This is a genomic window from Pseudomonas sp. PSB18, assembly GCF_014596565.1.
Classification (GTDB): domain Bacteria; phylum Pseudomonadota; class Gammaproteobacteria; order Pseudomonadales; family Pseudomonadaceae; genus Aquipseudomonas.
Genome location: NZ_NOIN01000002.1, coordinates 40729 through 60158, shown reverse-complemented (window position 1 = coordinate 60158; position 19430 = coordinate 40729). Strand labels below are relative to the sequence as shown.

Genomic DNA, 19430 nt, shown 5'->3' with positions numbered 1-19430 from the left:
TTATAGCGACGGTTTCTCGGCTGTGCTATCCGAAAAATCCGATACGGTCATGCGCAGAAACGTCGCGGCAAATTCATCGGCGCCCAGGGGCAGGCTGACGATATAGCCCTGGATCTGTTCGCAGCCTTCTTCAGCCAGGAATTGCTGTTGGGCCAGGGTTTCGACGCCCTCGGCGATGATGGTGAATTGCATGCTGCGACCCAGGGCAATGATTGCCCGCACGATGGCCGCATCGTGGGGGTCGTCGGGCAGGCCCCGGACGAAAGACTGGTCGATCTTGAGGATGTCCAGCGGCAGGCGCTTGAGGTAGCTCAGGGAGGAGTAGCCCGTGCCGAAGTCGTCGATGGCCAGTTGTACGCCGAGCTTTTTGAGTTGGTGCAGCACCGTCAGCGCTTCTTCGGCCTGGCTCATGATGAAGTTTTCGGTAATTTCCAGTTGCAATAAACCGGGCTTCAGGTGGTTCTCCCGCAGGAGTTGTTCAATGCGTATCAGCAGGTTCGGCTGGCGCAGTTGCGCTCCGGCCAGGTTGACCGACAGTGGGCCGAGGCTTTCGTAGGCGCTGTTCCATTCGTACAGCTGTCGGCAAGCGTGTTCCAGGACCCAGTCGCCGATTTGCAGGATCATGCCGTTTTCTTCCGCCAGGGGGATGAAGTGTTCCGGTGGCACGTCGCCAAACGTCGGGTGGGTCCAACGAATCAAGGCTTCGGCGCCCACCAGTCGGTTATCGGCGAGGCTGATTTTCGGTTGGAAAGACAGTGACAACTCGTTACGTTCGATCGCCCTCCGCAGTTCGTACTCCATGGCCACGCGCTCGCTGGCCTGGGCGGTGAGGTCGCGGGTGTAGCTTTCCACCCGGTTGCGGCCCTTGGCCTTGGAGCGGTACATCGCCGCATCGGCGTTCTTGACCAGCGTGGCGACGTCGCAGCCATCCTGGGGGTAGAGGCTGGTGCCGATGCTGGCGCTGATGAAGAACTCATGTTCGCCGGCCTGGAATGGCGCGGCGAAACAGTTCAGCAACTTCAGGGCTATGTGCTCGGCATCGCTGGGCTGCTGCAGGCCCGGCAGCAGGATGATGAATTCGTCACCACCCAGGCGCGCCACGGTGTCGATATCACGCAGTTGCTCCCTCAGACGCACGGCGATGCCCTTGAGCAGCAGGTCGCCGACCGGGTGCCCAAGACTATCGTTGATGTGCTTGAAGCGGTCCAGGTCCAGGAACAGCACCGCACCCTGCCCACCGTTCTCCTGCTGGTTGTTTAGGGCCGTCAGCAAGCGGCTTTCGAACAGCGTGCGATTGGGCAGGCCGGTGAGCGGGTCGTGGTGGGCCTGGTAGTCGAGCTTGGCCTGGGCGTGTTTGAGGCTGGAGATATCGGCGAAGACGGCGACGAAATGGGTGATTTGCTGATCACGGTTGCGCACCGCGCTGATGGTCAGCCAACTGGGGTATAGCTCGCCGTTCTTGCGGCGATTGGAGATCTCCCCCTGCCAATGCCCCTCTGCCGTCAACTGGTGCCACATCGCGGCGTAGAACGCGCTGTCGTGCAAGCCGGAGGCCAGCAAGCGGGGCGTATGGCCCAGAGCTTCGGTTTCGCTATAGCCGGTGATTTCACTGAAGGCGCGGTTCACGGCGCTGATGTGCTGTTGCGTATCGGTGATCAGCACGCCTTCGGCCGTGCTTTCGAACACGGTGGCGGCCTGTTGCAGTTTTTCCTGCATCAGATGGCGTTCGGTGATGTCCCGGGCGATGGTCAGCATGCAGTCTTCATTGCCGATGGGCAGCGGGCGGCTGGAGACTTCACAGAGTCGTATCTGCCCGTCGTTACGGCGGATATGGCAGCTGAAGTCCTTGACGTAGCCGTCACGCTGCAGGAGGTCGAGCATCTGTTTGCGCTCGTTGAGGTTGACCCAGATCCCCAGGTCCAGGGTGGAGCGATCCACCGACAAGGCGCTGTTGAAGCCGGTGATGCGGCTGAAGCCTTCGTTGACTTCAATCAGCAGGCCATCGCTTTGTCGGGATAGCAGCAGGCCATCGGGCGAAGCGTGGAACGCCTTGGCGAACTTCTCTTCGGAGGTTTGCAGCTGTTGTTGGGTTTCCTTGAGTTGACTGATGTCCCGCACCACCACGACCAGCGCGGGTGTCGTGTCCAGGTCGAAGGGTTCGGCGGAGATCAACCCGGTGAATACCTGGCCGTTGCTGCGGCGAAAGGGCATCTCCAGGTTACGGATACTCCCCGCCTGCAGGCGCTGCAACAGGCTCGGGCCAACGCCCTGGATGCCCCAGATGTTCAGTTCGGTCGCGGTCTGGCCCACCACCTCGTCGGCGCTCAGGCCGATCTGTTCTTCGAAGGCTTTGTTGACCTCCAGCAAGCATCCGTCCAGCAGCCGCGCGATCACCAGGATGTCCGGGCACTGGCGGAATACCGAGGCGAATTTCTGCTCCGAGAGACGCAGCGCTTCCTCGGTGCGCTTGGCTTCGCTGATATCGATCATCAGCCCGCGCATCACCGGTTCGTGGCCATGTTCGATCAGGCTGACAATGTCGCGAACCCACAGGCAACGGCCGTCGGCGGTGATGACGCGGTAATCGATGCAATGATCGCGTCCGGCGAGCACCTCGTGATCGCAATAGGTCTGGGCGCGGATCAGGTCGGCCGGATGAATGATGTTGCGCCAGAAGCCTGGGATCAGCCAATGGGCGAGGGGATAGCCGAGCAAGTCTTCGGCGTGGGGCGAGACATAGGTGTAGGTGAAGTCGCTGACCTTGGCTTCCCAGGCAATTGCCGAGAGGCTTTCCACCAGGCCGCGATAGTGGTATTCGCTGCTGCGCAGTTCCTGTTCCAGGTCGACTCGACGGGCGATCTCCGAACTGAGGCGGCGGTTGATACGAATTACTACGGCCAGGATACCCATCAAGAGCAGCATCCCTGGCAGGCCATAAAGCAGCAGGTCGGACCAGAGCTGTCGGTAGTCGCGGACATTGCCGACCCACTTCTCCTGGATTTCGGTGATCTCGGCCGGGCTCATATCGGCGATGACCTTGTCCAGGATGCTCACCAGTATTTTATTGTCGCGAGGGACGGCCATTGCCAATTGATAGCGATAGGGCGTTTCGCCGCTGACGTAGAGGCCCTCGAGCTTGAGCTGGCGCAGACTCCAGACACTGGAGGCAAGGTCGCCTACCACGGCATCCACTTTATCGGTGGCCAGGGCTTGCAGGGCTGAACTGACGTTGGGCAGCGCCACCAGGTTAAGGTCAGGGTGATGATTGCGTAGCAGCTCATGGGGGGCGTAGTTTTCCACCACGGCAATTTTCAACCCGTACAGGTCCTTGAGATTGTGAGGCTGGGCTCCGCCTCGATGGGCCAGGATAACGATCGGAAAATCCAGGTACGGGCGCGTAAACGCCAGGAAGTTCTGGCGCTCGGGGGTGGACATGATGCCTGGCAGCAGGTCGATCTTGCCTTGCGCGACCAATTCCAGCACGGCGGTCCAGCTGGCGGGCTCGATGGGGGTGAGCGTGACGGCCAGCCGCTCGCGGATGACTTCGACATAATCGGCGGCCAGGCCCTGATAACGGCCTTGATCGTCGCGGAACTCGAACGGTGGCCATGAGGCATCGACGCCCAGGCGCAGGTCGGGGTGGTCCTTGAGCCAGCGGCGCTCTTCGTCAGTGAGCATCAATGCGCCAGCCGTTGCGGTCCAGGTCATCAGTGACAGCAGGAGCAGGGCCGTCAGTCTGGGCATCACGGTCTCGTTATGGCATAGGGAGGATGTTTCGAGTGTAGACGGGCAATGGGGCGGGGGGCGTAGCGAAGGGGATTTTATCTGCATAAAACAAAACCCCCGGCAGGGCCGGGGGTTTTGAAGGTCACTCGTCGAGGAAGGAGCGCAGATGCTCGCTTCGTGTCGGGTGGCGCAGTTTGCGCAACGCCTTGGCTTCGATCTGACGAATCCGCTCGCGCGTCACGTCAAACTGCTTACCGACTTCCTCGAGGGTGTGGTCGGTATTCATATCGATGCCGAAACGCATGCGCAGTACCTTGGCTTCACGGGCAGTGAGGCCAGAGAGTACTTCACGGGTCGCTTCCTTGAGGCTCTCGACGGTGGCGACATCGATCGGCGACTGCATGGTGGAGTCTTCGATGAAGTCACCCAGATGGGAATCTTCATCATCACCGATCGGCGTTTCCATGGAGATCGGCTCTTTGGCGATCTTCAATACCTTGCGGATCTTGTCCTCAGGCATTTCCATGCGTTCGCCCAGCTCTTCCGGAGTCGGTTCACGACCCATTTCCTGCAACATCTGCCGGGAAATACGGTTGAGCTTGTTGATGGTCTCGATCATGTGCACCGGAATACGGATGGTGCGGGCCTGGTCGGCGATCGAGCGGGTGATCGCCTGGCGGATCCACCAGGTGGCATAGGTCGAGAACTTGTAGCCGCGACGGTATTCGAACTTGTCCACCGCTTTCATCAGGCCGATGTTGCCTTCCTGGATCAGGTCGAGGAATTGCAGGCCGCGGTTGGTGTACTTCTTGGCAATCGAGATCACCAGACGCAAGTTCGCTTCGACCATCTCTTTCTTCGCGCGGCGGGCCTTGGCCTCACCGATCGACATGCGACGGTTGATGTCCTTGATCTCGGCGATGCTCAGGCCGGTTTCGGCCTCCAGCGCGCTCAGCTTCTGCTGGCAACGAACGATGTCCGGTTGCAGGCGGGCGATGGCCTCGGCGTATTTGGTCTTGCCTTTGGCCAGTGCATCGGTCCAGCTTTCGTCGACTTCGTTACCAGGGAACTGACGCAGGAAGTCGGCACGTGGCATGCGGGCATCACGCACGCACAGCTGCATGATTGCGCGCTCTTGCTGACGCAGACGATCCAGGGCGCTACGAACGCGCTCGACCAGGCCTTCGAATTGCTTGGGCACCAGCTTGATCGGCATGAACAACTCGGCCAGGGCCAACAGCTCGGCAATGGCCTGCTTGTTGTCACGACCGTGCTTTTTCAGCGCCTTGCGGGTGATTTCCATCTGGTCGGCCACAGCGCCGAAACGCTGTGCGGCGACAATCGGATCAGGACCGCTTTCGGCTTCTTCTTCGTCATCGCTGGCTTCGGCCTCGTCGTCATCGCTGTCGTCGTCGGCCTTCTCGGCTTTCGCGTCGATGGGCGGCGGTACTTCGGCGGCAGGCGGCGTGGTGCCGTCGTCCGGGTCGATGTAGCCACTCAGGACGTCGGACAGGCGGCCACCTTCGGTGGTGACGCGAGTGTACTCGGAGAGAATATGGTCGACCGTGCCAGGGAAGTGCGCGATTGCGCCCATCACTTCACGGATGCCTTCTTCAATACGCTTGGCGATTTCGATTTCGCCTTCACGCGTGAGGAGCTCTACCGTACCCATTTCACGCATGTACATGCGCACGGGGTCGGTGGTGCGACCAATGTCGGTCTCGACAGCCGCCAGCGCTGCGGCCGCTTCTTCAGCGGCCGCCTCGTCGGTATCGGCGTCGGCCAGCATAAGGGCATCCTTATCTGGCGCAACCTCGAATACGTTGATCCCCATGTCGTTGATCATGCGGATGATGTCTTCCACCTGTTCCGGATCTGAAATATCCTCCGGCAGGTGGTCGTTGACCTCCGCGTAAGTCAGGTAGCCCTGCTCACGACCCAATAGGATCAACTCTTTGATACGAGACTGCTGTTGCGCTTTTCCGGACATAACACCCTATCCACTGAAGGTCTTGGCGGGCAAAAAACAAGCCGAGGATTATACCTGAGCTGTGACCTCACGCGCCAGTTGAGGTCGGGTTTGATGTGGAGACATTGCGTTTTAATAGTTCACGCATTTCATTCGCTATCTGGCTGGCGTCCTCCGCGGTCAGCCCCGGCTGCTTTGCTTTCCTGATGAGGTCTTCCAGGTTCTGTGCGTGTTGACCCGCGGATAACCTAGTAATGGTGTCTAAAAACTGTTGTTCAAGATTGTCGTTTGCAATCAACCACTCTTTTTCTGCCAATGCCTTGAGCAGGCGCCCCTGATCGGTTCCGTGCCAGCGAGCCATAAGCTGAATGGAGCTTAGCTTAGGATTTTTCTGCACGGCCTCGACCAGTGCTACCAGCAGTTGTGCATAGGTATTGCTCTCGTTTGCGAAATGATCAGCGGTTTCGACCTTGCTAGCCATCTGCGGATGATGAATGAGTGTGCGAAGAGCAATTAGAGTTGGTGCTTCGACGCCTACCGGCACGCGTGGGGCACGTGGCTGGTCGCGATCGCCGCGCTTGCCATTCTTGTCCCAGGGCTTCTTGTCCCATTTCTTGCCGCCGCTGCCGGTTTTTTTCGATGTCCATTCCTGCTGCGGCGCGTAGTCCTGCTGAGGATGATGATAGTCGGCGAAATCCGGCATCGCGTCGTAGTCGATGCCCGGGTCGTACGCCGGCGGTGCCTCCGCAGGGGTGCTATGGGCCAGTTGGTTGACCGCTTCGCTGTTGAGGCCGGTGATTTCGGTCAGGCGCTGGCGCATCAAGGTGCGCAGGTTGGCACCGGGTACCTTGTCGATCAGCGGGGCCGCGAGGGTGACCATGTGGGCCTTGCCTTCGAGGGAGCGCGGGTCGGCCTCTTCGATCAACTGCTGGAAAAAATAATCGGCCAATGGCTGCGCGTGTTGATTGATTCGCGCACGGAACGCATCGGTGCCTTCGGAGCGCACCAGGGTATCCGGGTCCTCGCCTTCCGGCAGGAACAGGAAGCGTGCCCGCCGGCCATCCTGCAGGCAGGGCAGCGTGGCTTCCAGTGCGCGCCAGGCGGCATTGCGGCCGGCCTGGTCACCGTCGAAGCAGAACAGCACGCTGGGCACGACACGAAAAAGTCGCTTCATATGCTCTTCGCTGGTGGCCGTGCCCAGCGTTGCAACGGCATTGCGCAGGCCTTGCTGAGCAAGGGCAATGACGTCCATGTAACCTTCGACGACGATGATCTCGTCGAGGTTGCGGTTGTTCTTGCGGGCCTCATACAAGCCGTACAGCTCTTGGCCCTTGTGGAATACCGGTGTTTCCGGCGAGTTCAGGTACTTGGGCTTGTCGTCGCCCAGTACCCGACCGCCGAAGGCAATGATTCGCCCGCGCGTATCGCGGATCGGGAACATCACCCGGTCGCGGAAGCGGTCGTAGCGCTTGCCGGTTTCGGCGTTCTCGATCAGTAGGCCGGCGTCGATCATGGCGCGTTGCTGCAGCGTGTCGCTGCTCAAGTGCTTGTACAGATTGTCCCAGCCGGGCGGGGCGAAGCCGAGGCCGAAGTCCCGGGCGATTTCGCCGGTCAGGCCGCGACCCTTGAGGTAGTCCACCGCAGCCTTGCGGGCCGGGTGGCTTTTCAGGGCTTGGCGATAAAAATCAGCCGCCGCCGTCAGCAGTGGATAGAGCGGCGAGTCGGTGGGCTGGCGTGGCTTGTGGCCCCGACCGCTTTCCTCGCGAGGAATTTCCATGCCGGCGGCTTTGGCCAGTTCTTCGACGGCCTGGGGGAAATCCAGGTTGTCGTGGTCCATGATGAAGCCGAGGGCATTGCCGCCAGCGCCACAGCCGAAGCAGTAATAGAACTGCTTGTCGGGGCTGACGCTGAAGGATGGGGTTTTTTCCTTGTGGAACGGACAGCAGGCGGTGTAGTTCTTGCCGGCCTTTTTCATTTGCAGGCGAGAGCTGACCACATCGACGATATCGGTGCGGTTCAGGAGGTCGTCAATAAAGCTCTGGGGAATCAGCCCGGCCATGGCGTTCTCATCATCACTGCGCGAAGAAATAGGGGCCCGGAATCAGCAGGCGTAACCGGGTTCTGGTCTTGAGACACTGTAAACGGTGGCTCGACCGGGTTGTCTGCATCATTGCTGTCGGGAAGTGTATCTGCCGATAATCCACTGACGTTAATTACCATCAGTATTCGACTGTTTGAATATGTTGCGCTGAATCCGGTAACGGCCGGTCAGGCCTCGGATAGCTCATCGAGCGGGCACGCAAGCAGGTGCCATGGGCTGATCGTCGTTAGAGGAATCAGGGTGTGCTCGTCAGTAGCCTTGGAAGGCTCGTCAGAAGAGACGTGCACCGCTGGCAAAAGAGCCAGGTCTGACGTGATAAAGCAGTTGTCTCGGTCGCGTCTGCGGCTTTGACAGTGAAGCATCAAGCGTTATTCCGCAAATGCCATAAGCCCGGCTTGAAGGCCGGGCTTGGCAGAAGCTTGCTACGAACGTCTGTGTATTAGTACAGACGTACGGCGCGGCGCTGTTCGCGCTGAACTTTCTTGGCGTGACGCTTAACAGCGGCTGCTGCTTTGCGCTTACGCTCGGAAGTCGGCTTCTCGTAGAATTCGCGGCTACGAACTTCAGCCAGAACACCGGCTTTTTCGCAGGAGCGCTTGAAACGACGCAGAGCTACGTCGAAGGGTTCGTTCTCTTTTACTTTGACGGCTGGCATCCAGAGCTACCTTCATTCATTACCGGGGTCAACATCCTCGCGGCAAAAGAGCACTTGAAGACGTCGGTTTTTAAGGGTTGCGGATGTTAACCCCTCAACGCCAGGAATGCAAAGCCTCTGATCGAAAACCGCTGGTCGGGGCACAACGTGGCGACTATTATGCGCGCCTTCGAATTCAGCCTCCACAAGGCGCAAACCCATGCTAGTACTGGGATTAGAAACGTCCTGCGACGAAACCGGCGTCGCGCTTTACGACAGTGAACGCGGCCTGCTGGCCGATGCGCTGTTCAGTCAGATCGACCTGCACCGCGCCTACGGCGGCGTGGTGCCCGAGCTTGCGTCCCGCGACCACGTCAAGCGCATGCTGCCCCTGATCCGTCAGGTCCTGGCCGAAGCCGGCTGTGTGCCGACCGAGATCGATGCCGTTGCCTACACCGCGGGGCCGGGCCTGGTAGGCGCATTGCTGGTCGGGGCTTCCTGTGCCCAGGCGCTGGCCTTTGCCTGGGGCATACCCGCCTTGGGCGTGCATCACATGGAAGGCCATCTGCTGGCGCCCATGCTGGAGCCGCAGCCGCCGGAGTTTCCGTTCGTCGCTTTGTTGGTTTCCGGCGGCCATACGCAGCTGGTCCGGGTCGACGGTATCGGTCAATACGCGCTGATGGGGGAAAGCCTGGACGATGCGGCTGGCGAAGCTTTCGACAAAACCGCAAAGATGATGGGCCTCAATTATCCTGGCGGGCCGGAAATCGCACGGCTTGCGACTCAAGGGGTCGAGGGGCGTTTCGTGTTTCCCCGGCCGATGTGCGACCGACCGGGACTGGATTTCAGTTTCAGTGGCTTGAAGACCTTCGCCCTGAACACCTGGCAACAGTGCGTCAACGCCGGGGGCGACCATGAGCAAGCCCGTTGCGACATCTCGCTGGCGTTCCAGCAGGCCGTGGTGGAGACTTTGACCATCAAGTGCAAACGCGCCCTGAAACAGGCCGGGCTCAAGCGCCTGGTCATCGCCGGCGGCGTGAGTGCGAACAAGGCCTTGCGGGTGTCGTTGGAAAAAATGCTTGGCGACATGAAAGGCGACGTTTACTACGCACGGCCGCAATTCTGCACCGATAACGGCGCGATGATCGCCTTCGCCGGCTGTCAGCGCCTGCAGGCTGGCCAGCAGGAAAGCCTGGCGATCAGTGTGCAGGCGCGCTGGCCCATGGAGCAGTTGTCGCCGTTGTGAAGTATTTAGAAATGCCGTTCGCGCCCGGCGAACAGGTCGCGTAGATTGCCCCGGTGACGCCAGACGATCAGCGCGACCAGTGCGGTCATCGGCAGCAAGGCCTCGGGTTCCTGCCAGGCCAGCAACGGCAGGGTCAGCGGGGTGGCGATCAGTGCAGCCAGTGAGCTGGTGCGGGTCAGGTAGAACATCAGCAGCCAGGCCGAGACGGCCAGCAGCGCGGCGGGCGGATACAGGCCCAGCAGCATGCCGGCGGCGGTGGCGACACCCTTGCCGCCCCGAAAGCGGAAGTACAGCGGGAACAGATGGCCAATGACCGCGCAGACGCCAATCCAGGCCTGTTGCTGCAAGGAAAGCCCTGCAAGGCTGGCGATCAGTACCGGTACAAGACCTTTGCAGAGGTCGCCGAGCAAGGTCAGGACGGCGAGTTTGCGTCCGGCCAGGCGCAGCATGTTGGTGGCGCCGGCATTGCCTGAGCCGCTCATTCGCGGATCGGGGTGCCCCGTCAGGCGGCTGAGCACAATGGCGAAGGACAGCGAGCCGAGCAGGTAGGCGAAGATCGCCAGTAACCAAAACATGCTAACTATTCCGGGCGAGGATGCCCTGATTCTAACGGCGCATTGCGCCCTTGTCGTGCTGCGGAGAAGAGTGCTTGGACAGAGTGTTTATCGAGGGCCTGGAAGTCGACACGGTGATTGGTGCCTACGACTGGGAGCGAGACATCCGACAGTGCCTGCGGCTGGATCTGAGTTTCGCCTGGGATAACCGCCCGGCCGCCGCAGGCGATGACCTGAATCTGGCGCTCGACTACGCCAGTGTCTCATCGCGTGTCCAGGCATTCGCCGAGCAGGCCCGGTTTCAGTTGGTCGAGACCTTCGCCGAGCGACTGGCTCAGGAACTGATGGACGAATTCAAGATTACCTGGCTGCGTCTGAAAGTGACCAAGCCTGGCGCGGTTCCGGCGGCCAGCGGAGTGGGTGTGGAGATCGAGCGCGGATGTCGCTGACACAGGTTTTTCTCGGGCTCGGTAGCAATATCGAGCGCGAAACCCATTTGTGCGCGGGGCTTGAAGCCCTTGCGGCGTTTCTGGTGGACATACGTTGTTCAGCGGTGTTCGAGAGCCAGCCGGTGGGCATCAAGAGTGGGCCATTCTTCAATTTCGTCGTGTCGGCCTTCACCGACTTGCCGTTGATGGAGCTGGACCGTCGCCTCAAGTGCATCGAGGCGGACAATGGTCGTTATGCGCCGGACCGCAAGGGATTGCCGCTGGACATCGACGTATTGTTGTATGGCGAGCAGGTTGGCAACTTCGATGGCTTGATACTGCCGCGGGCGGAAATTCTGAAAAATGCCTTTGTCTTGTGGCCATTGTCGTTGATTGCGCCGGATCGTGTTCATCCAGGCGTAGGCAAGAGTTTTGCCACGTTGTGGGACGAATCGCAGATTGATCAGGTCCTGGCACCGGTGGCTTTTGAATGGCGGGGCGAGCAGCTGACCTCTTCGGACTTGCTGCGATCTTCCTGACGCTATCGCGAGCAGTGTCCGTGATACCCGGATCCATCCTCCTGTGGGAGCGAGCCTGCTCGCGATGGCGGTCATCCGTCCACTGAAAATGCAAGTGGACACGCAACCACGGTCAGTGGGTCCCTTCCTTGTACGCTTTCAACGCCCTGAGCCGCTCGCGCTTGATCGCCTCCCCTAGCTCAGGCCCTTTAAAGCCTTTCTCCAGCAATGGCTGCACAGCCACCCCGCGTGCCGCTGCTGCCGCGCCGCGCAGATAGTCTGCCTGTGGATAATTGCGATTTTCCAAGCCCTTGCGGCCTCGGGCATCCATTTCGCAGGCTGCGATAAACTCTTCGAAGCGCTGGGGGCGGCGGAACACATCGAAGCTCTGTAGCAATTCGAGCAAGGTCGACGCTTTCAATTCAAGCGCGCGATGGCCATGGGTGTGATATTGCCCAACCAGTAGCGCCAACTCCTGGCAGTCGCGTGGCACCTTGAAGCGTTCGTTAACCGCCTTGATCGGTTTCAATCCCTTGTGCTCATGGGCGATGTGTCGCGGCCAATCCTGCTCGGGTGTCAGGGCCTTGCCGAGATCATGCAGCAGGCAGGCCCAGCGGACTGTCAGCGGTTGTTGATGCAGGGCGGCCTGCTCCAGCACGCTCAGGGTGTGCACGCCGGTATCGATTTCCGGGTGATGGGCTTCGGGTTGCGGCACGCCGAATAGCGCATCGACCTCAGGCATCAGGACCTTCAGGGCATCGCAGTCGCGCAGGACCTGGATAAACACCTGCGGCTGGTTTTCCATGAGGGCACGGGAAATTTCCTTCCAGCTGCGTTCGGGGGTCAGTGCTTCCAGTTCGCCAGAATCGCTGAGCTGGCGCATCAGCTCCAGGGTCTCGTCCGCAACCTTGAAACCCAGGGGAGCATAACGGGCGGCAAAACGGGCAACCCGCAAGACTCGGAGCGGATCTTCGGCAAACGCCGGAGAAACATGGCGCAGCAGGCGGGCTTCGAGGTCACGCTGGCCGTGGTAAGGATCGGTGAGGTTGCCATGATCATCTTCCGCCATGGCATTGATCGTCAGGTCCCTGCGAATCAGGTCTTCCTCAAGGGTGACTTCAGGGCTGGCATGAAATACGAATCCGCCGTAGCCCCGGCCGCTTTTGCGTTCCGTGCGGGCGAGGGCGTACTCCTCGCCCGTGCGCGGGTCGAGAAACACGGGAAAGTCAGCACCCACGGGACGAAACCCTTTGGCGAGCATTTCCTCGGCGGTGGCGCCCACCACGACTCGGTCGACGTCGGTGACGGGGATGCCTAGCAGGCGATCGCGAACGGCGCCGCCGACTTTATAGATCTGCATAAAAAACCTCCGTTGGTCCGACAGGATAACCTTTGCGTCGAATCAACGGAGGCGAAAACGGGATCAAAGATGGATGACGGCCAGGTCAAGGCGGCCGTAATCGCCTTCGGTCTGTTCGTTTCTGGGAGGGACATGGTGGGTTTTCATGACCTGGTCGCCCTGCAGGGTTTCCAGGTGAATGTCGAAGCCCCACAGACGATGCAAGTGCTTGAGCACTTCATCGGTGGAGTCTCCCAGCGGTTTGCGGTTGTGCGCCTGGTGACGCAAGGTCAGCGAGCGATCTCCCCGCCGGTCGATGCTGTAGATCTGTACGTTAGGCTCGCGATTGCCCAGGTTGTACTGCGCGGCCAGGGTCTCGCGGATGATGCGGTAACCGCTTTCGTCGTGGATGGCGGGCACCAGCAGGTCGTCCTTCTGGTCGTCATCGAGAATGCTGAACAGTTTCAGGTCGCGGATCACCTTGGGCGAGAGGTATTGGAGGATAAAACTCTCGTCCTTGAAGCTGCTCATGGCGAATTTGATCGTGGATAACCAGTCCGAGCCGGCAATTTCCGGAAACCAGCGACGGTCCTCCTCGGTGGGAGCCTCGCACATGCGCCGTATGTCGCGGTACATGGCAAAACCCAATGCGTAAGGGTTGATGCCGCTGTAATAGGGGCTGTCGAATCCGGGTTGGAACACCACGCTGGTGTGGGATGTCAGGAACTCCATCATGAAGCCGTCGGTGACCAGGCCTTCGTCATACAGGTCGTTCATCAAGGTGTAGTGCCAGAACGTGGCCCACCCCTCGTTCATGACCTGCGTTTGGCGTTGCGGGTAGAAATATTGGGCAATCTTGCGCACGATGCGCACAATCTCCCGCTGCCAAGGCTCCAGCAACGGTGCGTGTTTTTCGATGAAATAGAGAATGTTTTCCTGGGGTTCGGCAGGGAATCGCGCGTTGTCCTTCTCGCTGTACTTGTCGGCGCCCTTGGGAATGGTGCGCCACAGGTCGTTGATCTGCTTTTGCAGATGTTCTTCACGATCCTTCTGGCGCCGGCGTTCTTCTTCGGCGGAAATCGGATACGGCCTTTTGTAGCGGTCCACCCCATAGTTCATCAGGGCATGGCAGGAGTCCAGGAGGTCTTCCACGGCATCGATGCCGTGGCGTTCCTCGCATTGCATGATGTACTGCTTGGCGAATACCAGGTAATCGATGATCGAACTGGCATCGGTCCAGGTGCGGAACAGGTAGTTGCCCTTGAAGAAACTGTTATGGCCGTAGCACGCATGCGCCACCACCAGTGCCTGCATGCAAATGGTGTTTTCTTCCATCAGATAGGCGATGCAGGGGTCGGAGTTGATCACGATCTCATAAGCCAGCCCCATCTGACCGCGGCTGTAGGACTTTTCGGTGCTGAGGAAATGCTTGCCGTAGGACCAGTGGTGATAGCCCAGCGGCATGCCGACCGACGCATAGGCGTCCATCATCTGCTCGGCGGTGATCACCTCGATCTGGTTGGGGTAGGTGTCGAGGGCATAACGGTCCGCGATACGGCTGATTTCGCGGTCGTAGGCCTGGATCAGCTCGAACGTCCATTCGGAGCCGGTGGAGATGGGTTGGCGCTTCTGCTCTTTTTTGGCGGTCATGTCACTAACCTGCGCTGGAAGAGTTCACGGAAGACCGGGTAGATATCCCCGGCCGAGACCAGTTGCTGTTGTGCAAACGTGTCGGAAAAGGCTTCGGCGATGCGTTCGTATTCATACCACAGGGCCTGATGTTCCCGTGGGGTAATCTCCACATAGGTGTAGTACTGGACGAACGGCATGATCTGGTTGATCAGGATGTCACGGCAGATCGGTGAGTCGTCGTTCCAGTTGTCCCCGTCGGACGCCTGGGCTGCGTAGATGTTCCATTCGTTGGCCGGATAACGCTCGGCCATGATTTCCTGCATTAGTTTCAAGGCGCTGGAGACGATGGTGCCGCCGGTTTCCCGGGAATAGAAGAACTCTTCTTCATCCACTTCCCTGGCGCTGGTGTGGTGGCGGATGAATACCACGTCGATCTTGTCGTAGTTTCGCTTGAGAAACAGGTACAGCAGGATGAAGAATCGCTTGGCAATATCCTTGGTGGCCTGGGTCATGGAGCCGGACACGTCCATCAGGCAGAACATCACGGCCTTGGAGCTGGGGTTTGGCTGTTTGACCAACAGGTTGTACTTGAGGTCGAAGGTGTCGAGAAACGGTACCCGGTGGATCCGGGCGCTGAGTTTCTCTATTTCCGCTTCCAGGTCCTGAATATCGCCGAAATTGTCAGGTTCCTCGCGCTTCAGTCGGGTCAGCTCTTCCTTGACCTCGCGCAGTTTCGCCCGGCTGCTGCCCGACAGGGCGATACGCCGGGCGTGGGCTGACCGAAGCGTGCGGATGATATTGATCCGAGATGGATTGCCTTCATTGCTGATGCCGGCGCGCACGGTCTTGAAGGTATCGGTGCCGGTCAGGTTGCGTTTGACCAGGTTCGGCAGTTCCAGGTCCTCGAACATGAACTCCAGGAACTCCTCCTGGGTGATCTGGAATACGAACTCATCCATGCCTTCGCCGGAGTTGCCGGCCTTGCCGGGGCCCTTGCCGCCCCCTCCACCCGGTGGGCGGGGGATGTGCTCGCCGCTGGTGAATTCCTTGTTGCCGGGGTGCACGACGGTCTGTTTACCACCGCGGCCATGGTGAAGCACCGGCTCGTCGATGTCGCGGCCGGGAATGCTGATCTGTTCGCCATGCTCCATATCGGTAATGGAGCGGCGGCTGACCGCTTCTTCCACGGCCTTCTTGATGTGGTCACGGTAACGCCGCAGGAAGCGCTGGCGGTTCACCGTGCTCTTGTTCTTGCCATTGAGGCGTCGGTCGATCACATAGCTCATGGGGAGCCCTCCGGGGCAGCTTCAAGTTCCCAGCTTCAAGCTGCAAGCCGTGAGCACAAGGGCGGTGAGCGCCCTTGCAGCCCATGGCTTGGTGCTTGTCGCTTCACTGCCTTACTGCGATTTCCGGACCCGCAGATACCACTCGGAAAGCAGCCGCACCTGTTTGTCGGTATAGCCACGTTCGACCATGCGTGTGACGAAGTCGTTGTGTTTTTGCTGGTCCTCCTTGCTGGCCTTGGCGTTGAAGCTGATGACCGGCAACAGGTCCTCGGTGTTGGAGAACATTTTCTTCTCGATGACCACCCGCAGTTTTTCATAACTGAGCCAGGTGGGATTCTTGCCGTTGTTGTTGGCCCGCGCCCGCAGCACGAAGTTGACGATTTCGTTGCGGAAATCCTTGGGATTGCTGATGCCTGCCGGCTTCTCGATTTTTTCCAGCTCTTCGTTGAGTGCTACGCGGTTGAGAATTTCCCCGGTTTCCGGATCGCGGTATTCCTGATCCTGAATCCAGAAATCTGCGTACAGCACGTAGCGGTCGAAGATGTTCTGGCCATATTCGCTGTAGGACTCCAGGTACGCAGTCTGAATCTCCTTGCCAATGAACTCGATATAACGCGGGGCCAGGTACTCTTTGAGGAAGCGCAGGTACCGCTCACGGGTTTCCGCCTGGAATTGTTCCTGCTCGATCTGCTGTTCCAGCACGTATAGCAGGTGCACCGGGTTGGCGGCGATTTCGTGGGGGTCGAAGTTGAAGACCTTGGACAGGATCTTGAAGGCGAAACGTGTGGACAGGCCGTTCATGCCTTCATCGACCCCCGCATTGTCGCGGTATTCCTGGATCGACTTGGCCTTCGGATCGGTGTCCTTGAGGTTTTCACCGTCATACACCCGCATCTTCGAATAGATGTTGGAGTTCTCCGGTTCCTTGAGGCGCGACAGCACGGTGAACTGGGCCAGCATCTTCAGGGTGTCGGGGGCGCAATGGGCCTTGGCCAGCGAGCTGTTGAACAGCAGTTTGTCGTAGATCTTCACCTCATCGGTGACCCGCAGGCAGTACGGCACCTTGACGATGTAGATCCGGTCGATGAACGCTTCGTTGTTCTTGTTGTTACGGAAGGTGTGCCATTCCGACTCGTTGGAGTGAGCCAGCAGGATGCCGCTGAATGGAATCGCCCCCAGCCCCTCGGTACTGTTGTAGTTGCCTTCCTGGGTTGCGGTCAGCAACGGGTGCAACACCTTGATGGGCGCCTTGAACATCTCGACGAATTCCATCAGGCCTTGGTTGGCCCTGCACAACGCGCCTGAGTAGCTGTAGGCATCGGCATCGTTCTGTGGGAATTCTTCCAGCTTGCGGATATCGACCTTGCCCACCAGGGCCGAAATGTCCTGGTTGTTCTCATCGCCCGGTTCGGTCTTGGCCACGCCGATCTGGTTGAGGATCGATGGGTAGAGCTTGACCACCTTGAACTGGCTGATGTCACCGCCGAACTCGGCCAGGCGCTTGGTGGCCCATGGCGACATGATGGTGTTGAGGTAGCGGCGTGGAATGCCGAAGTCTTCTTCGAGGATCGCGCCGTCTTCGGTGGCGTTGAACAATCCCAGGGGCGATTCGAAGACCGGTGAGCCCTTGATCGCGTAGAAGGGCACCTTTTCGATCAGTTGCTTGAGTTTTTCGGCCAGGGACGATTTACCGCCACCCACCGGGCCAAGCAGATAGAGGATTTGCTTCTTCTCCTCCAGGCCTTGGGCTGCGTGGCGGAAATAGGACACGATCTGGTCGATGCATTCTTCCATCCCGTGGAAGTCTTCAAAGGCCGGATAGCGGCGAATCACCTTGTTGGAAAAAATCCGCGAGAGCCTCGAGTTGGTCGAGGTATCCAGCAGTTCGGGTTCTCCAATCGCCAGCAACAGACGCTCCGCAGCCGATGCGTAGGCACTGCGGTCCTGCTTGCAGAGTTCGAGGTATTCCTGCAGCGAGTATTCCTCCTGCCGCGTGGACTCGAAACGTTGCTGGAAGTGGCTAAAAATACTCATGACGTCACCTCGCTCGATACGTGGAGCCGGTGTCGGATCAATCAGTCGTTGCTGGTCAGCCGCTGGGAATCCAGCTGCCGTTTATCCCCCCAGAATGCTTCCAGGATGAAGGTCCCTGAAAGCTGACTCCCGATGATCCGCGCGCCGGTGTACCGGCTCTCCCCTGTTTTGGATGGCCTGAGGCTAAGAATAGTTCGGAATCGGAGAGGCACAGGTGGAATGCGTAATAAGTTATGGCAGACCGTTCGTCTGCTATCGCTCAAGCCCGCGGTCCACGCGGGTTTGGGCCGGGATAAAAAATTATTCGTGAGAGCCTTGCGCCGTTTCTGACGGATAAGTCGTGCGCCAGAGTTCAAAGCCGCCATCCAGGCTATAGACGTCGGTGAAGCCCTGTCCGACGAGATAGGCGGCTGCGCTCTGGCTGGAATTGCCGTGATAACAAACAACCACCACCGGAGCGTCAAGATCGGCCTTGGTGATGAAATCATGCAGGGAGTGGTTATCCAGGTGCTTGGACCCGCTGATATGAAGAGCGGAAAAAGTGGCGGGATCGCGGATGTCGACGACGACCGCGCCTTGCTCTCGCAGGGCTTGGGCCTGGGCCGGGGGAATACGTTTGAATTCAGTCATGGGGGGCTCCTGTAGCAGGCCAGGCGCCGATCAGACGGCGGTGCCGGTCGGCGATGACGCAATGGTCGGGTGTTGATGGGGATTGGCGTGACCCTGTTCGTCGCAGTCGCAACGCAGTCGTTCGCCGGTATCGATGTTCATCAGTGTCAGCGCTTCGCCCCACACGCAGCCGGTATCGAGGGCAAAGAGTCCTGGCTCGTCGCATTGGCCCAGCAGGGCTGCCCAGTGACCGAAAATGATCTTCAAGTTACGGGTCTTGCGCTCCTTGTGCTTGAACCAGGGCGCATAACCGGGCGGTGCGGTCTCGATGCCTTCCTTGCCCTTGAGGTCGAGTTTGCCATCGCGGGTACAGAAGCGCATGCGGGTGAAATAATTGGTGATGACCCGAAGGCGGGTCACGCCGGTGAGGTCGTTGTCCCATTTGACCGGGTCGTTGCCGTACATGCCGTCCAGGTAGGGACCGAACAGGTTGTCGTCGCGTAGCGCCTGTTCGACTTCGCCGGCGCACTTGAGCGCCCTGCGTAGGGACCACTGGGGCGGAATGCCGGCATGGACCAGCGCCAGGTTGCGCTGTTCGTCGTAGTGCATGAGCTTTTGCTGGCGCAGCCATTCCAGCAATTCGATGCAATCGGGGGCGTCGAGGATTTCCTTCAATGTATCGGATTTCTTCAGACGCTCGATGTTTTGCCAGACGGCCAGCAGGTGCAGGTCGTGATTGCCGAGCACGCATATCAGGGACTGGCGGATGCTGAAAAGAAAACGCAACGTCTCAAGCGATTGCGGGCCACGATTGACCAGGTCGCCCACCAGCCACAGCGTGTCCTTCTGCGGGTCGAAGGCGACTCGCTCGAGCAGGCACTTGAGTGGGCTGAGGCAACCTTGCAGGTCGCCGACCGCATAGGTGGCCATCAGTGCAAGGCTCCGGGCACCGCCAGGCGAAAGGGTTTGATGACGGCATCGAAGCGTTTGCCGTCTTCGGCCAGCATCTGGTAGGTACCCTGCATGGTGCCGACCCGGGTCGTCATCACGGTGCCGCTGCTGTAGCTGTGGCTGTTGCCGGCGTCGATCAGCGGTTGTTGGCCGACCACGCCCTCGCCACGCACCTCTTCGACATGACCGTCGCCATCGGTGATGACCCAGTGCCGCGACAGCAGCCTGGCCGGTAGCGAGCCGTTGTTGCGCACGGTAATGGTGTAGGCGAAGGCAAAACGGTTGTGTTCGGGTTGCGACTGTTCTGCCAGGAAGCGGGTGGTGACGCTGACGTCGACCTGATAACGAGGATCGGACATGCAAAAGGGCCTTAGAAGCGGGACGCGGGCGTGGCTGAAGGGAT

15 protein-coding genes are annotated in these 19430 nt (G+C 59.5%); 3 read left to right on the top strand and 12 right to left on the bottom strand.

Annotation, left to right across the window (positions count from 1 at the left end; genetic code table 11):
- From CGA22_RS04375 to rpsU, 4 genes are all read right to left on the bottom strand, one after another.
- Window positions 1-3744, bottom strand: coding sequence for a bifunctional diguanylate cyclase/phosphodiesterase (locus tag CGA22_RS04375; protein WP_041023933.1), 3744 nt, complete (start codon window positions 3742-3744; stop codon window positions 1-3).
- A 124-nt stretch (window positions 3745-3868) separates the two neighbouring features.
- Window positions 3869-5716, bottom strand: coding sequence for an RNA polymerase sigma factor RpoD (gene rpoD, locus CGA22_RS04370; protein ID WP_041023934.1), 1848 nt, complete (start codon window positions 5714-5716; stop codon window positions 3869-3871).
- A 67-nt stretch (window positions 5717-5783) separates the two neighbouring features.
- Complete coding sequence (dnaG, locus tag CGA22_RS04365; RefSeq protein ID WP_041023935.1) at window positions 5784-7754, bottom strand: DNA primase; 1971 nt, start codon at window positions 7752-7754, stop codon at window positions 5784-5786.
- A gap of 481 nt (window positions 7755-8235) precedes the next feature.
- On the bottom strand, window positions 8236-8451 hold the full coding sequence (gene rpsU, locus CGA22_RS04360) for a 30S ribosomal protein S21 (protein WP_002551877.1): 216 nt from the start codon (window positions 8449-8451) through the stop codon (window positions 8236-8238).
- 199 nt (window positions 8452-8650) lie between these two features.
- On the opposite strand from rpsU, the gene tsaD reads away from it, so the two are divergent.
- Window positions 8651-9676, top strand: a complete 1026-nt coding sequence (tsaD, locus tag CGA22_RS04355) for a tRNA (adenosine(37)-N6)-threonylcarbamoyltransferase complex transferase subunit TsaD (protein WP_041023936.1) — start codon at window positions 8651-8653, stop codon at window positions 9674-9676.
- Between the two features lie 5 nt (window positions 9677-9681).
- On the opposite strand, the gene plsY is transcribed toward tsaD, so the two are convergent.
- Window positions 9682-10251, bottom strand: coding sequence for a glycerol-3-phosphate 1-O-acyltransferase PlsY (plsY, locus tag CGA22_RS04350; protein WP_041023937.1), 570 nt, complete (start codon window positions 10249-10251; stop codon window positions 9682-9684).
- Between the two features lie 74 nt (window positions 10252-10325).
- Here plsY and folB point away from each other — a divergent pair, with 74 nt between their 5' ends.
- A complete protein-coding gene (folB, locus tag CGA22_RS04345; RefSeq protein ID WP_041023938.1) occupies window positions 10326-10679 on the top strand; it encodes a dihydroneopterin aldolase in 354 nt (117 codons plus the stop codon).
- Complete coding sequence (gene folK / locus CGA22_RS04340; RefSeq protein ID WP_041023939.1) at window positions 10670-11197, top strand: 2-amino-4-hydroxy-6-hydroxymethyldihydropteridine diphosphokinase; 528 nt, start codon at window positions 10670-10672, stop codon at window positions 11195-11197. Before folB ends, folK begins: the two co-directional genes overlap by 10 nt.
- 112 nt (window positions 11198-11309) lie before the next feature.
- Here folK and CGA22_RS04335 read toward each other — a convergent pair whose 3' ends face one another.
- The 7 genes from CGA22_RS04335 to apaG all read right to left on the bottom strand — a co-directional run bounded on the left by CGA22_RS04335 (window position 11310) and on the right by apaG (window position 19386).
- Window positions 11310-12536: a multifunctional CCA addition/repair protein gene (locus tag CGA22_RS04335; RefSeq protein WP_041023940.1), complete on the bottom strand. Its 1227-nt coding sequence runs from the start codon at window positions 12534-12536 to the stop codon at window positions 11310-11312.
- Window positions 12537-12599: 63 nt separating this feature from the next.
- Window positions 12600-14165, bottom strand: a complete 1566-nt coding sequence (locus CGA22_RS04330) for a SpoVR family protein (RefSeq protein ID WP_041023941.1) — start codon at window positions 14163-14165, stop codon at window positions 12600-12602.
- Window positions 14162-15433: a YeaH/YhbH family protein gene (locus CGA22_RS04325; protein WP_041023942.1), complete on the bottom strand. Its 1272-nt coding sequence runs from the start codon at window positions 15431-15433 to the stop codon at window positions 14162-14164. Before CGA22_RS04325 ends, CGA22_RS04330 begins: the two co-directional genes overlap by 4 nt.
- A 111-nt stretch (window positions 15434-15544) precedes the next feature.
- Window positions 15545-17467 carry a PrkA family serine protein kinase gene (locus CGA22_RS04320; RefSeq protein ID WP_041023943.1) on the bottom strand — a complete coding sequence of 641 codons (1923 nt, stop codon included), beginning with the start codon at window positions 17465-17467 and terminating at the stop codon, window positions 15545-15547.
- A 300-nt stretch (window positions 17468-17767) separates the two neighbouring features.
- Window positions 17768-18097 carry a thiosulfate sulfurtransferase GlpE gene (gene glpE, locus CGA22_RS04315; RefSeq protein ID WP_024777409.1) on the bottom strand — a complete coding sequence of 110 codons (330 nt, stop codon included), beginning with the start codon at window positions 18095-18097 and terminating at the stop codon, window positions 17768-17770.
- 30 nt (window positions 18098-18127) lie between these two features.
- Window positions 18128-19006 carry a symmetrical bis(5'-nucleosyl)-tetraphosphatase gene (locus tag CGA22_RS04310; protein WP_041023944.1) on the bottom strand — a complete coding sequence of 293 codons (879 nt, stop codon included), beginning with the start codon at window positions 19004-19006 and terminating at the stop codon, window positions 18128-18130.
- Window positions 19006-19386 (bottom strand): Co2+/Mg2+ efflux protein ApaG, encoded by a 381-nt coding sequence (apaG, locus tag CGA22_RS04305; RefSeq protein WP_041023945.1) that lies wholly within the window; start codon window positions 19384-19386, stop codon window positions 19006-19008. The genes CGA22_RS04310 and apaG overlap by 1 nt, the downstream gene beginning before the upstream one ends.
- Window positions 19387-19430 lie beyond the last annotated feature (44 nt).